The organism is Cytobacillus sp. Hm23 (assembly GCF_051842895.1).
In the GTDB taxonomy this organism is placed as follows: Bacteria; Bacillota; Bacilli; order Bacillales; family SM2101; genus Nanhaiella.
On record NZ_JBPXRQ010000010.1, the window covers coordinates 37,118 to 52,896 of the forward strand.

The window sequence follows — 15,779 nt, forward strand, 5'->3', positions numbered from 1 at the left end:
CACTGTCCAAGCTACGCCCCCTTACCTCTCGAGTCATTTCACCATTCACTTGAAGACATAAAGCGGCTTCAGGTGAATAGGCTCCAACGCTTGTCGAGGCAGTTCAAGTCAGCTTCGCTTTTCTTGTTACTTTGCGGCCTTTACTGCTTCGATTGCTGCTTCGTAGTTTGGATGGTTTGTACCTTCTGATACATACTCTACGTACGTGATGTTATCATTGCTATCAATGACGAATACCGCACGTGCTAATAGACGAAGTTCTTTAATCACAACCCCGTAAACTTCACCAAATGAAAGGTCACGATGGTCAGATAAAGTAATGACGTTATCGATACCACTTGCTCCACACCAACGCTTTTGAGCAAAAGGTAAGTCTACGCTTACTGTTAACACTTGTACATTATCTAGGCTAGCTACCTCTTCATTAAAACGTCTAGTTTGCGCATCACAAACCCCCGTATCTACTGAAGGGACAACACTGATTAAGCGAACAGAACCACTAGAATTTGCTAACGTCACAGGCGACAAATCATTTGCTAAAACCGTATAATCCGGAGCCTTGTCACCAACCTTAACCTCATTACCTAGTAAGGTAACTGGATTACCTTTAAACGTGATATTTGCCATATTAATTCCCCCTTATTAGTGTGTGTTCAAGTTTCTTGAACAACTATTTTTCTCCTAAATCTTTAAACAAGCTAATATTTTTAGTATGTATAGTGATAATCATAACTTTTCTTATTATAGATTGCAAAGAAAAAACCTGGTTTAAGTGCTAATACTAGTGAGTGGGGTCACTCTCTAGGCACCTTTCTTCTCTGCTTTAGAAAAGAGAAGATGCCACGAACTCTAGTTGTTTATATGTTTAAGTCTTAGTACGAGAAACAACAATCAAAGCGAAAATAGCCTATGGTTATGCAACTTTCCTAATCGATAATAAAGTACGCCAATTGGATTATACTTTTACAGGTGGAGGGTTCATTCCGTAGTAAAAATTAACGAAGCTGACTTATTGATGCTTACTAAAGGCCAGATAACGAGGGTAAAAAAATAGTGTTTATGAATGCTCACAGCTTTATTTTTTCATCGTCTGCAATAATACAAAATTTTTCCTATCAAATCGCGCATTAACGGATAGATAAGGACAAGTTAAGTTGTACTTTATCTACCCGTCTTCCCAAAACAACTATGTCGATGTTTTTCGTAATATTTGTTTTTTCATACTAAGATATAAACAAGTATACAACCGTTGTTTTGTGATATCTTTTTATTAATAACACGATAACAACCGGATGAAACCTGATTTGCTGTTGCAAAAATAACAACCAAGACTAAATTTTTTTATACTTTGCTCATATATCAAAATCTTGCTTTGGCATATCTTGGTGATCTTTCGCTTTACTTCCTTTTATGTCCCGTTCACCATTTTGATCATTTTTCGAAAACATTTTTTGTATTTTTTCAACTGCCTGTGGAGCTAATTCTAATATTCTTTCATACAAATGTGTATTTTCATCAAGGTGCAACAGCTTTACTCCTGAAGGATTAACAATTAAAAAAGCAATAGGTGTAATCGAAACCCCTCCACCACTTCCACCGCCAAAGGGATGTTTCTTAGAATTTTGCCCTTGTTGACCTTGTTGTTGACTACTCCGTTCTTCGATATAAAATTCACTTCCTCCTGCTGCAAACCCAAACCCTACTTTTGAGACAGTTAAGATCACACTACCGTCAGGTGTTTCAACAGGATCTCCAATTATCGTATTTACGTCAATCATCTCTTTTAAATTCTCCATAGCAGTGGTCATTAAACCTTGAATAGGATGATCAGACATATTAACACCTCCTATAGTTTAAATCGATTCTTTAATTTTTTTATTTTTATGTAATGGAGGGTGACCATGCCTAAAATGTGGCCGTCCCCCTTTCCATAATTTCAATAACCTTATTCCTCCTAAAATAGCATACCCGATTCGAAAGTATAACATACACTTTAATTTTGTATGAGAACTAGGTTTTTGATATGAAGGAGCTATCTCTATATAAGGATTTGTATCAAGTTTCATATTATTGCTAATCAAACCAATAACTCCTCCCTTTACACCCCATGCAAGTCCAGAAAGCAGACCTGTCATAGCTGCATCACGAGCACCTAATTGAGTTTGCCATTCAAACTTCGTTACGTGAACTTTTTTTAAAAAATTTCTAATAATTTGGTGAAACCCAACAATATGTTCTATAAGCTCCTTTGCGTTTTGTATCCCTTCAATAACATCATTTACTGAAATGTGTTCAACATCTTTATTGTCAGTATGTTCTTCCCCTACATTGTTTGAAGATTTGTTTTGTCCCACAACAAGATTAGCATCTTTCTTATCTACTTTTATAAATGGAACATTGTACGTATAACGTATGATCCCAAACAAAGTTCTTAGTTGAATCTTAATTTGATCATTGTCCTTTTCATGTAGAAGAAGTACACGAACAGTAACCTTCATGAAGAGCAAACATAGGATGACAACAAAAGAGCTTGCTATGATAGTTATCATTACCAACATATACTCCTCCCTTCTACTAACCTATTATCACCTTCACCAAATAAAATAAACCTATGAAGACACTAGCCTTCATAGGTTTTAAAATGTAAAATTCGTATATTATTTTCTTTCATGAACTACGGTCGTATCAGCAAATATGTCATGTAAACCTTGTTTTTTCGGTAAAAATGCTACTAAAATATAGCCAATCATAAAAAACTTTGAAATAAACCTACCAATAAACTCTCTAAACAGGATAGTAGACCACGTTAAGTGATCGCCTTTTATGTTAATGACCCGTAGACCAAACACCATTTTTCCAAGTGTTTTATGAAAGTATTTTGTCATTAATACGAAATATAAGTAAAAGGTAAACGCAGTTGCAATTGAAATTGCTGCAAACATCCCACTGTCCTTTAGTGGTAAATCAAGCAAACGGAACAGCGGATATAAAATGATGCGATTAATACTTCCTATAACAACTAGATCAAATAAATATGACCAAAATCTCATCCAAAATCCTGCATGATAATGTAGTGATTGTCGTTTATTAGAAATGCTCACATTATCATGTTCATGATGATGTGAATGCACAGCTCCATTATGATTTATATTTTCATAATGACCTTCTAAAACAGTTTTTGTTTCTTCAGGAATAATTTCCTTGTCCTTGTTTTCGGTTCCATTATTCTTTGTTTCCATATAAATCCCCCCTATTCAGCATATAAATACATAGGTCTTGGGGAATTTGGTTGAGATAACATTTTCATGAGTCCAGCCATTTCAATTTCTTTATTCATAAATTTATTTGCTGTTATCTCAAATATTGACCAATTCAACCCTAAGTTTTCTTCATACTTAATAACTTGTGCATTTTTAAGGTCCATATCTTCTTTTAATATTTCTAGAGCATCATCATAATATCCGAATTCATCAATGAGATTTAGCTCTTTTGCTTGCCTTCCGTCATAAATGCGCCCATCTGCAATTTCTCGTACTGTATCTTCTGGAATGTTTCTTCCCTCCGATATCACCTTTACGAAGCCATCGTACGAATTATTAAGCATAGATTGCAGTATGTTTCGCTCTTCTTCTGTCATCTCTCTAGAAGGGCTCATAATGTCTTTGAATTGACCACTTTTGATTGTCACAAACTCTACTCCATATTTCTCAGCTAAACCAGCGTAATTAACCCCCTGCATGATAACACCTAACGAGCCAGTTAAAGTTTCAGGACTCGCAATGATTTTATCTGCTAATGCTGAAATATAGTATCCTCCTGATGCTGCCATACTTCCCATCGATACATAGACTGGTTTACCCGTTTCTTCTCTGTATTCTGTTAATTTTTTATGTATTTCAGCGCTTTCAACAACTCCTCCTCCAGGTGAGTTCACACGAAGTAAAATCGCTTTGATGTCATTATCTTCTTTAGCACTGTCTATCATACTTAAAAATCGTCGATGATTATACCCCACTGATTCAAAGATTGATGTTACATTCGTAGTGTCTTGAATCGCGCCATTTACTTCTAAAACAAGGATTTTTGATAAAGGGCTCTTCCCTTCTTCAATTACTTTTTCATCAAATTCCTGGTCTGTTGTAAAAATTTCCTCAGATATATCACCAAAACTAGAAAAAGCAATTGAACTGACTGTATTAACTAAAACTGAAATGACGAAAAGTAATACAGCTATTCCTAGTGCCGCCCATCTTTTCAAACTCATAAACATTCACTCCTTCTTAATCACAGTATCATTTCCTATTTTGTCATACATTTAGTTTCATAAAAATGATACACTATATACACAATAATCAATTGTAGCAGATTTTTTAGCAAAATAGTGAATACTTGGCAACAATATTCTGTCTTGATACTTAGTAGGAGGTATTATATATGTTTAATCGCCGTAACATCTTTTTGTTTTATAAAAGTGACCCAGTCCTTGACAAACAAGTAGAATCATTATACACAATAGCTGAGCAATACGGATTTACAATCGTGAATGATTACAAAGATGCAAATATTATTGTAAGTATAGGTGGAGATGGGACATTCCTTCAAGCAGTAAGAAAGACTGGCTTCCAGGAGGATTGTTTGTACGCTGGAATTTCCAACACAGGCTCTCTTAGTTTATATTGTGATTTCCACATAGATGATACAGATAAAATGATAGAAGCATTAAAAAATGAAGAAGTGGAAGTAAGAAGATATCCTACGATTAATGTATCTGTAGATGACATGACCTCGTTCCAATGTTTGAATGAATGTTCAATTCGTTCAACGATTATTAAAACGTTTGTCATTGATGTACATATAGATGACCTACATTTTGAAACATTCCGTGGTGATGGCATGGTTATAGCCACACCTACAGGCAGTACGGCATATAATAAATCTGTTAATGGAGCAGTTGTAGACCCACTACTTCCATGTATGCAAGTAAGTGAGATTGCCTCATTGAATAATAACCGCTATAGAACATTAGGTTCATCGTTTATTTTAAGTGGTGCCCGTAAGCTTACACTTAAGGTAGTCCAAGATGGAAATGATTTCCCTACTATCGGTATGGATAATGAAGCGGTTAGCATACGCCATGTAAATAAAATTGAAATTCAACTTAGTGACAAAAAAATAAAAACTGTTAAATTACGAGACAATTCTTTTTGGGAAAAGGTTAAACGGAGATTTTTGTAACTGGTTTTTAGCCTCCATTCATACAGAAGGACTATACCCCCCTTCTCATCTTCATGAATTCATTCAATTAAATAACAATATAGTCAAAAGCAAAGAGCCTGTTTTAATATGTTTCTAAAACAGGCTCTTAATCTTTGAACAATTCCTAGCTTCTCAGTTTGCATGACCTTTATACACAATTTTATTATCAACAACGGTCATCACAACATTTGTTAGCGAGATTTCTTCCGGATCAATTTGTAAAATATCTCTATCTAATATTGTAAAATCTGCTACAAACCCGGGAGTTATTTTACCATGTGTTTGTTCCATCTTCACTGCGTAAGCACTGCCTCTAGTATATAGACAAACAGCCTCAAAAGGTGTTAATTTTTCATTTTGATAATAGCCTTCATGTTTATCGGAAGGGGATTTCCTCATGATAGCAGCATAAATTCCAAGTAGAGGATTTGCACTTTCTATCGGTGCATCTGACCCTCCAGCACAATGAAACCCTTCATCAATCAGAGTTCGCCAAGCATAGCTATATTGCATCCTGTCTTCACCTAACCTGTCGATGACCCAAGGGAAATCTGACATTACAAATGTTGGCTGTATATCTAAAATGACTGAAAGGTGCTTTGCTCTATCTACTAATTCTTTACGAAGAATTTGTGCGTGAATTAACCGATCCCTTTCTCCTTTAGGTGGTGGGTATGCTTCAATTGCAGAAATAGCATATTCAAATGCCAAATCTCCAATAACATGGATAGCCACCGGCATATCATACATCCTTGCTTTTTTAACGAGCTCCTTTAACTCATCTTGAGAATGAATTGCAATTCCTGCCGTGCTTGATTGATCATAATATGGTTCAGATAATAGAGCCGTTCGACCACCTAATGCGCCATCAGCAAAAATTTTCATCGCACCAAACTTGATGAATTCTTCGTTACTACTATCATTTAATTCCCTTTGAATCATGTCATCAATTACTTCGTGATGAACTAATAAATTTGCTCTGAATTTTTTGCTTTGACCCTTTATTACATGAAGAAATGTTTCATACGTTTGTGAAAAGCTATTATAATAATTCAAATCTTCAGTATGGGCACCAACTAGACCTAATGAAAAACAATGATCAATCGATGTTGCCAATGCTTTGTTCAAGTACTCAGTTGTTACTGCGGGGATGGCTTTCGTCACAAGATCAACCGCCTTGTCTAACAAATACCCTGTTGGCTCACCTTTATCATTCCGGACAATTACCCCACCTTTAGGGTCTGTTGATTCTGCTGTTATTCCTGCTAACTGAAGTGCTTTAGAGTTAACAATTGCTGCATGATGACAAATGCGTTTTAAAACCATTGGATTGTTCGGTGAAATCTCATCTAGCTCATATCGGTTGAAAATTTTTTTATCTTTAAGATTATTTTCATTCCAGCCTTCTGCAATGATCCAATCACCACTATTGTATGATTTCACATATTCTTTCAATGTTGTTCTTATATCATCTGAAGTAGTTTTAGAAGATAAATCCATTGTTAATAATTTTTCTCCAAGTCCTATTAGATGGATATGACTATCTACAAAGCCTGGCAACATAACAGCATTTTGTAGGTCAACATTTTCAGTAATATTCTCACCATATACTTTCCGCAAATTCTCTTCGGAACCGATATCTTTTATCATACCTTCTTCCACGTATACAGCTTCTGCTTTATCATTTTCGTTACACATCGTATAAATTGTTCCGCCAAACCAAAGTGTACCCATTTTTACCTCTCCCAATATCAATCGTAGAGCAGTTTCGCTAGACTTGTGATTTATACCATGGAACTGCTCTATCTATATTTACTTCTTGACATTTATTTTATCAAAACATTCGAAGGAGAGAAATATGACCTTTATTTTTGTTTAAAAGACTTCTCTATGCGAAGTTCTTGATTTCTTAATTCTATACGACGAATTTTTCCTGATGTTGTTTTTGGTAAGTCTTCAACAAACTCTATTTTCCGAGGATATTTGTAAGGAGCTGTTAGATCTTTGACATGATCTTGTAGTTGTTTAATTAGCTCTTCATGATGTTGAGATACCCCCTCACGCAGAACAATAAATGCTTTAACGATTAACCCCCGAACTTCATCTGGGCTGCCAACTACAGCACATTCTTTTACGGACGGATGTTTGACTAACGCATCTTCCACTTCAAAGGGACCAATGGTGTAACCAGAGCTTATAATAATATCATCACTCCTCCCCTCAAACCAATAATATCCATCTTTATCTTTCTTCGCTTTATCTCCTGTTATATAGTATTCTCCACGAAATTGCTTAGCAGTTCTTTCTGGATCTTTATAATAATGTTTAAATAATGCTGGGGTTTCAACATGAACTGCAATATCACCAACTTCTCCAATATCACATGGCTCACCTAAATCGTTAATTATTTCAATTGTATTACCTGGAGTCGGTTTCCCCATAGAACCTGGTTTAATTTCCATTCCTTTCATGACCCCTACTAATAAAGTATTCTCTGTTTGCCCGTATCCGTCCCGAACGTCAACATGAAAATATTTTTTAAACGTCTTAATCACTTCACGATTCAGAGGTTCCCCAGCTGAGACCGCACTATGTAAAGATGGAAGTTTATAATCACCAATATTATCTACTTTCGCCATAAGCCGATATTCTGTTGGGGTACAACATAATACATTTACTTCATAATCACTTAACAGCTGTAAATATTTTTTAGGTTCAAATTTCCCATCATAAACTATTCCAGTAGCACCAGTTCCTAGTGTTGAAAGAAAAGGACTCCAAATCCATTTCTGCCATCCTGGACCCGCAGTTGCCCAAACTGTATCGTTTTCTCTAATGCTTAACCAGCTCGATGCTGCTGTTTTCAAATGAGCATATCCCCATCCATGTGTATGAACGACCCCTTTTGGGTTTCCAGTTGTTCCTGATGTATATGATAAAAAAACAATATCATCTCGTCTAGTTGGTGCAGCCACTAATTCATCACTGCTACCTTTACATTTTTCCCTAAGATTTTTCCATCCAACTTTATCTTCTTTTCCAACGATATACTTAGTTATTGTTTCAATATTTTTGACTTCTTCAAATTGCTCGACATAAGGATGGTAGCATATGATACCTTTCACTTCTCCATGTTGAATACGATACTGTAAGTCTTTAGTTCGAAGCATTTCTGAACAGGGAATAACAACTAATCCCGCTTTAATTGCACCTAAATATATACTATATGCCTCAATCATTCTTGGTATGAGCACGAGCACCTTATCACCTTGTTGAAACCCATCATGCAATAATGCATTCCCAATTTTATTAGCTTCCTTTATTAAGCTACTATATGTAATTTCTCGTTTGACACCTAAACCATTTTCGTATTTTAAGGCAATTCTTGAACTATCACTTGAAAAGCGTTCTACTTCTTCAGATAAATTATAAATATCTGGCGCAATTAAATCTTGTCGATTCATGAACAACTCCTCCATTCAAAATATTATCTTAATATTTCATATTATACTAAATTATTTGAATTTTTTGTAACAATATAGTAATTTAACAAACAGCCAATTACTATATGACACTATAAAGTTGCCTATTGTCTTCGAATAATAATGCCAAGGGGTTAGAAGCTATAGCTTCTAACCATTAAATAATAAAAAAGAGCGGGATATGATCCCGCTCTTTGTAGCCATAATATTTATTTATTGTTGTTGGTAACCTCCACCTATTTGCTGCTCAGCCATTTGTACAAGGCGCTTCGTTATTTCTCCACCGACAGAACCGTTTGCACGAGAAGTAGTGTCAGGCCCTAGATTCACTCCAAATTCAGAAGCGATTTCGTACTTCATTTGATCAAGAGCTTGCTGTACACCAGGAACTACTAATTGATTTGAACTGTTGTATGCCATGTGTTATCACCTCCTTGTGGTAATAGAGTGTGTTAAAACAATAGGCATAATTCACGTAAATGTTGGTAATTGTTCAAAATTTATAAAGGGGCATAGGTAGATAACTGTGAAAACCGCTGGACAGAGGTGTCTAGAAGGATTTGTTTACAATAGAAAATAGACAGCTTCTCTACTGAAATATATAGAAAACCTAGAACATAAAAGCCATTATAGCCTTTATGCTCTATTTTGAAAAAGTCAACAACTGAGTGAAACTACAGCTCATTAAAATAAATTTTCAATATTTTCCTCGTTTGTCAATTCTTCATCATTTCTTATAATAATAGTTTCAGTACCTGAAACCGCCTCACTAATTAATGAATCAAAGTCGACAAAACTCTCAAAATGATTTATTTTATCACGCTTTGGTTTCGTTTTAGGTGAGGTTGGTGTAAATATCGTACAACAATCCTCATAAGGTCTTATTGATATATCATGAGTGTCAATTTGCTTAGATATATCTATAATTTCTAATTTATCCATCGTTATTAATGGTCTGATGATGGGCGTTGTTGTAACTTCATTAATCGTATACATACTTTCGAGCGTTTGAGATGCCACTTGACCAAGGCTTTCACCATTAATAATTGCTAAGGCATCATTCTTTTGCCTCAATTGATCAGTGATTTGTAGCATCAAACGCCTCGTTGAAGTCATCGTATAATTATCAGGTATTTTTTGTTGAATAACTTGTTGAACATTTGTAAATGGGACAATATGAAGCTTAATTGAGTCTGTATATTCAGTTAGCTTCTTAGCTAAATCAATGACCTTTTGTTTTGACCGTTCACTCGTAAATGGCGGGCTATAGAAATGTACTGCTTCTACTTCTAGCCCTCGTTTCATTGCTAAATACCCAGCAACTGGGCTATCAATTCCACCTGACAACATAAGCATTGCTTTACCACTAGTACCCACTGGGAACCCTCCGGCACCGCTTATATCTTTAAAGGTGATATATGTTGCATTATGGCGGACTTCTACACGTAAATTAATATCTGGCTCATGTACATTTACCGTTAAATCTTGGATATTTCGCAAAATATGACTACCAATTTCATAATTTAATTCATTCGAATTGAGTGGAAATTGTTTATTCGCTCTTTTTGCAGTTACCTTAAATGTTTTTCCTTCAGGTTCTAACTCCTTAATTGCCTCCAGAGCCCCTTCTTTAATTTTTTCGATATCACTTAAGGTTTTGATCGCTAGGCTAAATGAATGAATGCCAAAAATTGATGATAGTTTTTCAACAATTTTCTCGTAAGGTTCATCATTTAATTTGATATACATTCTATCACGCTGTTTTTCAATCTCGATGTTTTCAAATTCTCTTAACTTGCCCTTTATATTTTTCTTTAGACGATTTACAAAATAATTTCTATTACGTTTTTTTGTTGATAATTCTCCATAACGAATTAATATATGTTCATATTGCATGTTGTCATTACCTCATTATTATCTTTAATTTGGACTGTTGTCACTCTATTTATTGATTGTTATTTCTGTATTACGATAAAAGACGGAGAAAATCCGATCTAGTTGTTATCATTAAGTAAACACAAACTACTAAATTTTACGCAAAGAGCCTTAATTTTTCAGCTGATCTTCGAATAGCAGTTAATACTCTAGGTACTTCATGTATAGAATTATTATAGGATAAACTGATACGAATTGCACTTTCAGCTTCTTGCTCATTTTTCCCCATTGCTAACAATGTTTTACTCGCCACCCTTTTCTTTGAAGAACATGCTGATGTAGTTGACAAATAAATTTGCTCCTCTTCTAATGAGTGGACAAACACTTCAGGCTTTATTCCATGTATTGTCATATTAATAATATGTGGTGCCGAGCTTTTAGTAGATGTATTAAGTGTAATAAATGGTAATTTACTTAACTCATCTATATACGCCTCTTTTATTTTTACCAGATCTTTAATTTTCATTTGATAATTTTCTAATGTAAGGCGAAGTGCTTTTGTCATTGCTACGATCCCTGCTACATTTTCCGTTCCTGAACGATTATTGTACTCCTGCGAGCCTCCAGCAAGTAATGGGGATAAAGTAACTCCTTCTCGAATATAAAGAATTCCGTTACCTTTTAAGCCATGAAATTTATGCCCAGACATTGAACATAAATCAATGAAATTTCTTTTTAAATCTAGCGGAACTTTCCCTATCCCTTGTACATGGTCTACATGAAATATAATTTTCGGATAAGATTTTAATAACTTCCCAATTTCCGCAATCGGCTGAACTGAGCCAACCTCATTGTTCACATGTATGATAGATACAAGGATTGTATCATCTCGGATTGCCTTTTTAACATCATCTATTTGTACCATTCCATTTAAATCTACAGGTAAATAAGTAACATCATATCCAATTTCCTCAAGTTGCTTACATGCTTCAGTAACAGAAGGATGTTCTATTGTCGTTGTAATGATGTGCTTTCCTCGATTACGGTTAGCAAATGCAATACCTTTTATTGCATGATTATTTCCCTCTGTACCACCTGAATTAAATGTAATTTCATTAGGTTTAACATTTAACAGCTTTGCTGTTGTTTCTCGTGAGTGTGTCAAGAGATGCTCTGCTTCACCACCAAGCTTATGTAATGAAGAAGGGTTCCCATAAAATTTCCGAGACACAGTAACTAGTGAATCAATGACATCCTCATATGGATTTGTTGTAGCACTATTATCTAAATATATCACAATAAGTCCCCCGATTAGTGTCATTTTGCAACTACCTATAATATCATATTTTCATTTAGATTCCCATAAAATTGATAATAAAATTACAATAAAAAAGATATACCTTAATTAAAAGGTATATCTTTTAAAATGGCTGTTTTCACATTGATTGTCGTTTTTCGTACTAGGAAATAAAACACATGGCATCTTTTCTTCTCTAAAGTCTATAAAATCTTCCCCGCTTATATTTTATGAAGTAAAGCAGCAAAGGTTACGAAAAGAGCCTATAAAATAACATATCCAGCTTAATGAACGTAACATAAAATTACTTATTTATGCTCTAACATTTCCTCGATTCTACTTAAAGCACCTGGCTCTATTTCTTCAATAGCAGTAGCAGCTTGTTCAAGTGATAATGAGTAATCATAACTTCTAAATGATACTTCAGATTCTTTCAGTTGTTCGGCAAGCTTCTTATTTTTACTTCTATACCGATTCCCATACTGTATTACCTTTTCAACTAAGTAAGCTTGCTCAATCATTTCATCCGTCATTGAGGAGGATGCATTTACCTGCTCAACTGCTTTTGCAAGCAACTGATTAATAGCAACCATATCTAGAGGTTTTTCTTCAAGTTTTAAAAAGACCTGTTCAAGTGCATTTCTAGTCTCACTTAATACAGCTTGGTATGAAGCGGGAATACCTGGAATATTACTCTTTTGAACTTTTCTTTTTAGTTCCATGAGCTGCTTCTTCATCTCATTTGTTTTTTCTCTAGCAAATAGTTCATCTTTACGTAAATTTTGAAGCATCTCTTTAAATTGTTCATGTTGCTCTCTTAAATCATTGATTCCTTCTAAACAACTCTCAAGTTCTTCTCGCACAATAGTATAGGCCAATTGTTCTTCATCTTTTTTATTTACAATTGCTGTATATCGTTTTTGAAGCTGACCGATTTGATTTTCTATATTATGGTACTTTGCAATTTCTTCTTCATCTAGATGATATAATTGTTGAACAAATAACGATTCTTCTCGTGTCTCATTCGTCTCTTCTTTTAGAGAACGTATTAGTTCACTTACGTTATGTTGATTATGATTGATAAAATGATGAGCCAATACTTCTTTCTCTAAAAGATCATATAGTGTCTCAATATTTTCTTTAGTTTCTTCTAGCTCTTTTGAAACCTCATGTATTTCTGTTTTTTCTATTAAATCTATATACTTACTAAGTTGTGTTCGTATTCGCTCAACTTCAATCTCAACTGGTATATGATCTAATTTGTACCCTTGTCCACTCATCTCAAGGTATCCACTATGAATTTCTTCAAGTTGGTTAGGTATCGTCCCTTGACATTCTGTTAATAATTGAGGTAATTTTTCCATCTTACTTTGCATTTCTTTAAGGTTATTACTTAAATTTATTAAAGCCTCTTTTGCTTCTAAATAATCTCCATTAGCAGTAATTTCATCAACATGTAAAAATTCTTTTTCTAGTTCATCTAATTGACTTTCTAAATTTGTTTCAGCCTTACCATACAAGTGGCGCCTTCCTAATAAATCCTTTTTTATATTCTTATAAATATTTCTAAACTCTTCTACGTCTAATCTATTTTGTTCTTCACTGCCTACCAATTCTTCCAGCTCTTTTAAGATTGTAGCAATATTGTCTTCTACATCTTTTAGCAATTGATTAATTTTCAGTAAAACTTCCTTTGATTTGTTAAATCTATATTTATCTGTATATTCTTCTGCGTCAAACAATAATTCTTCTACATTTGGCAAGTGCAATGTAATAATTTCATCCCACTCTTTACGCCAACGTTCAAAAAGCTCTTCTGTTTGTCCAGTCATATGTAGATCTTTCACCTTGGACATTTCATCAGTAACAGGACGATTCATAATTTCTATTTTTATAGCATCTAATCGGTCAATTTCTTTATACATCTTTTTTCTCATGTATATACTAAAAATTACTGTAATAAGAATGATTGAAATTATTCCATATAATAATATATCCATAATTAGCTCCCTTGCGCTATCGTTCTCAGCCATTCAACTATGTAAATAAGATGTTCAAAATGGTTGACACTTTGAACATAGACGTACGATATAAAGGTATAAGGCAAGAATGCTATCGTTCAAATTAATCACTCGGTTTTGTTCGTGAATATGAGCTAGCACTCTACATATCAATGTTTTTATGATAACATGTAAACGACATTTTTTGAGCAATAATTTAAAAATTTTTATAAAAATTAGCATTTTTTCCCGTTATTATTTTCAGAAAAAATATTAACAGTTTAAGCTCTATAATCATCCCCTAGTTGGGTCATGAAAGTTTTACATTTGTCGAAAGGAGAATTGCTATGAAAAGTGACGGTCACGTCCACACACCTTATTGTCCACATGGTACAGATCATTCGATTGAACAATATATAATGAGAGCGCTTAGTTTAAACTTATCAGAAATATCTTTTACTGAACATGCACCTTTACCAGTGGGATTTGAGGATCCTACTCCACAACAAGATAGCGCTATGAAACCTTCACAGCTTGAAGAATACATAGCAACTATATCAACCTTAAAAGAGAAGTATAAAAGTGAAATTAAAATTAATATTGGTTTAGAAGTTGACTATATTCAAGGGTTCGAATCAGAAACGAAAGAATTTTTAAATACATACGGTGCTGTATTAGATGATTCTATTCTCTCTGTCCATTTTTTACTAAACAATGGAGCATACCATTGTTTAGATTATAGTCCGGAAATGTTCCATACAATTATTCAAACAATTGGTTCAATAGAAAAGGTATATCAACAATATTATGAGACTGTGTATCAGTCTGTCACCGCAGATTTAGGGGAATATAAACCAAAAAGAATTGGACATATCACCCTTGTGAAAAAATTCCAAAAAAAATATCCATGTCAATTGACTTTCTCAGACGAAATAGTAGACCTTCTATCCATGATGAAAAAGGAAAAAATGCAGCTTGATTACAATGGGGCAGGGGTAAATAAACCTTTATGCAAGGAACCATACCCTTCAAATTGGATAATACTTGAAGCAATTAAGCAAGGAATTCCTCTAATATATGGGTCTGATGCTCATAGTGTAAAGGATTTAGGGCAAGGTTATTCTCACATCATTTGTAAGGATTATCTCAAAAGTCCTACTAGTTATTTAAATCGCTGTTAATGATCGCTCTTCAGTGGTTGGCATGTATACCATACCTTCTAACCAAACTTCAATTTGCTTCATATATTGGTTTAAAAAATACTCTTCAGTAGGAATGATGTGGAGAACTTCAGAAATGTATTGAGTCTGTAGATATGGTGTACTAAGAAAGCCTTTTAATTGAATAATCGTGTAAGGAATTGAAATATCCCTAAACTCGCCATCTTTTATGCCTTTTTCGAATAAGGCTATTAAATAGTATTTTTCCTTCGTTAAATAAGTAGTCATAACTTCTCTAATCAAAGTTGTTTCAAGAGTAATTTCTCTGCAGACAAATCTTGTTAATAGATGATGTTGCTTTTGATAAATTAACGTTTCGCGAACAAATTGTTTCAATGTTTCCTTTGCAGATGTATTCTCTGATGAACGAAACACATTTTCTATTACTAAAAAATAACCTTCAAAAAAATTTGATACTAGGTATTCTAACAATCCTTCTTTACTAACAAAATAATAAGAAATATTTGCAACATTTACCTTCGCCCTATTAGCTATATCTCTAACCGATGTGCCTGTATAGCCATTCACATTTAACAACTCAATGGCTGCATTAATAATCTTTTGTTTTGTTTTCATAGTGGTTGTCATATGTTATCACCCCTAAGAAAATATTTAATATAATACATTCTTTAGATCTTTCTTGAAACCT

At 34.1% G+C, this 15,779-nt stretch carries 14 protein-coding genes; 2 read left to right on the forward strand and 12 right to left on the reverse strand.

Going from position 1 to position 15,779, the window contains the following annotated elements:
- Positions 1 to 126: 126 nt before the first annotated feature.
- From tpx to sppA, 5 genes are all read right to left on the reverse strand, one after another.
- The gene (tpx, locus tag ACSVDA_RS08200; protein ID WP_485882313.1) at positions 127 to 627 is read right to left on the reverse strand and encodes a thiol peroxidase; all 501 of its coding nucleotides are present in this window, start codon (positions 625 to 627) and stop codon (positions 127 to 129) included.
- Between the two features lie 725 nt (positions 628 to 1,352).
- Positions 1,353 to 1,835, reverse strand: a complete 483-nt coding sequence (gene ytfJ / locus ACSVDA_RS08205; RefSeq protein WP_485882315.1) for a GerW family sporulation protein — start codon at positions 1,833 to 1,835, stop codon at positions 1,353 to 1,355.
- 18 nt (positions 1,836 to 1,853) lie between these two features.
- On the reverse strand, positions 1,854 to 2,549 hold the full coding sequence (locus tag ACSVDA_RS08210; RefSeq protein ID WP_485882488.1) for a DUF2953 domain-containing protein: 696 nt from the start codon (positions 2,547 to 2,549) through the stop codon (positions 1,854 to 1,856).
- 108 nt (positions 2,550 to 2,657) lie between these two features.
- A complete protein-coding gene (locus tag ACSVDA_RS08215) occupies positions 2,658 to 3,239 on the reverse strand; it encodes an RDD family protein (protein WP_485882317.1) in 582 nt (193 codons plus the stop codon).
- 11 nt (positions 3,240 to 3,250) lie between these two features.
- Positions 3,251 to 4,264, reverse strand: coding sequence for a signal peptide peptidase SppA (gene sppA, locus ACSVDA_RS08220; RefSeq protein WP_485882319.1), 1,014 nt, complete (start codon positions 4,262 to 4,264; stop codon positions 3,251 to 3,253).
- A gap of 170 nt (positions 4,265 to 4,434) precedes the next feature.
- Here sppA and ACSVDA_RS08225 point away from each other — a divergent pair, with 170 nt between their 5' ends.
- Positions 4,435 to 5,235, forward strand: coding sequence for an NAD kinase (locus ACSVDA_RS08225; RefSeq protein WP_485882321.1), 801 nt, complete (start codon positions 4,435 to 4,437; stop codon positions 5,233 to 5,235).
- Between the two features lie 153 nt (positions 5,236 to 5,388).
- On the opposite strand, the gene ACSVDA_RS08230 is transcribed toward ACSVDA_RS08225, so the two are convergent.
- The 6 genes from ACSVDA_RS08230 to ezrA form a co-directional block, all read right to left on the reverse strand.
- Positions 5,389 to 6,990: an amidohydrolase gene (locus ACSVDA_RS08230; RefSeq protein ID WP_485882322.1), complete on the reverse strand. Its 1,602-nt coding sequence runs from the start codon at positions 6,988 to 6,990 to the stop codon at positions 5,389 to 5,391.
- A 131-nt stretch (positions 6,991 to 7,121) separates the two neighbouring features.
- A complete protein-coding gene (mbcS, locus tag ACSVDA_RS08235) occupies positions 7,122 to 8,720 on the reverse strand; it encodes an acyl-CoA synthetase MbcS (protein ID WP_485882324.1) in 1,599 nt (532 codons plus the stop codon).
- Positions 8,721 to 8,951: 231 nt separating this feature from the next.
- On the reverse strand, positions 8,952 to 9,158 hold the full coding sequence (locus ACSVDA_RS08240; protein ID WP_214481638.1) for an alpha/beta-type small acid-soluble spore protein: 207 nt from the start codon (positions 9,156 to 9,158) through the stop codon (positions 8,952 to 8,954).
- A 264-nt stretch (positions 9,159 to 9,422) separates the two neighbouring features.
- Complete coding sequence (thiI, locus tag ACSVDA_RS08245) at positions 9,423 to 10,634, reverse strand: tRNA uracil 4-sulfurtransferase ThiI (RefSeq protein ID WP_485882326.1); 1,212 nt, start codon at positions 10,632 to 10,634, stop codon at positions 9,423 to 9,425.
- Positions 10,635 to 10,770: 136 nt separating this feature from the next.
- Entirely contained in the window at positions 10,771 to 11,910 is a 1,140-nt protein-coding gene (locus ACSVDA_RS08250) for a cysteine desulfurase family protein (protein WP_485882328.1), read from the reverse strand.
- Between the two features lie 308 nt (positions 11,911 to 12,218).
- Complete coding sequence (ezrA, locus tag ACSVDA_RS08255; protein WP_485882330.1) at positions 12,219 to 13,910, reverse strand: septation ring formation regulator EzrA; 1,692 nt, start codon at positions 13,908 to 13,910, stop codon at positions 12,219 to 12,221.
- A gap of 347 nt (positions 13,911 to 14,257) precedes the next feature.
- Here ezrA and hisJ point away from each other — a divergent pair, with 347 nt between their 5' ends.
- Complete coding sequence (hisJ, locus tag ACSVDA_RS08260; protein WP_485882332.1) at positions 14,258 to 15,091, forward strand: histidinol-phosphatase HisJ; 834 nt, start codon at positions 14,258 to 14,260, stop codon at positions 15,089 to 15,091.
- On the opposite strand, the gene refZ is transcribed toward hisJ, so the two are convergent.
- Complete coding sequence (gene refZ, locus ACSVDA_RS08265) at positions 15,077 to 15,718, reverse strand: forespore capture DNA-binding protein RefZ (protein ID WP_320211054.1); 642 nt, start codon at positions 15,716 to 15,718, stop codon at positions 15,077 to 15,079. The genes hisJ and refZ overlap by 15 nt on opposite strands.
- Positions 15,719 to 15,779 lie beyond the last annotated feature (61 nt).

What these genes read in the sequence shown, in the direction of transcription:
- tpx (WP_485882313.1), bottom strand. Translation starts at nt 627, where the DNA reads ATGGCAAATATCACGTTTAAAGGTAATCCAGTTACCTTACTAGGTAAT.
- ytfJ (WP_485882315.1), bottom strand. Translation starts at nt 1,835, where the DNA reads ATGTCTGATCATCCTATTCAAGGTTTAATGACCACTGCTATGGAGAAT.
- ACSVDA_RS08210 (WP_485882488.1), bottom strand. Translation starts at nt 2,549, where the DNA reads ATGATAACTATCATAGCAAGCTCTTTTGTTGTCATCCTATGTTTGCTC.
- ACSVDA_RS08215 (WP_485882317.1), bottom strand. Translation starts at nt 3,239, where the DNA reads ATGGAAACAAAGAATAATGGAACCGAAAACAAGGACAAGGAAATTATT.
- sppA (WP_485882319.1), bottom strand. Translation starts at nt 4,264, where the DNA reads ATGAGTTTGAAAAGATGGGCGGCACTAGGAATAGCTGTATTACTTTTC.
- ACSVDA_RS08225 (WP_485882321.1), top strand. Translation starts at nt 4,435, where the DNA reads ATGTTTAATCGCCGTAACATCTTTTTGTTTTATAAAAGTGACCCAGTC.
- ACSVDA_RS08230 (WP_485882322.1), bottom strand. Translation starts at nt 6,990, where the DNA reads ATGGGTACACTTTGGTTTGGCGGAACAATTTATACGATGTGTAACGAA.
- mbcS (WP_485882324.1), bottom strand. Translation starts at nt 8,720, where the DNA reads ATGAATCGACAAGATTTAATTGCGCCAGATATTTATAATTTATCTGAA.
- ACSVDA_RS08240 (WP_214481638.1), bottom strand. Translation starts at nt 9,158, where the DNA reads ATGGCATACAACAGTTCAAATCAATTAGTAGTTCCTGGTGTACAGCAA.
- thiI (WP_485882326.1), bottom strand. Translation starts at nt 10,634, where the DNA reads ATGCAATATGAACATATATTAATTCGTTATGGAGAATTATCAACAAAA.
- ezrA (WP_485882330.1), bottom strand. Translation starts at nt 13,910, where the DNA reads ATGGATATATTATTATATGGAATAATTTCAATCATTCTTATTACAGTA.
- hisJ (WP_485882332.1), top strand. Translation starts at nt 14,258, where the DNA reads ATGAAAAGTGACGGTCACGTCCACACACCTTATTGTCCACATGGTACA.
- refZ (WP_320211054.1), bottom strand. Translation starts at nt 15,718, where the DNA reads ATGACAACCACTATGAAAACAAAACAAAAGATTATTAATGCAGCCATT.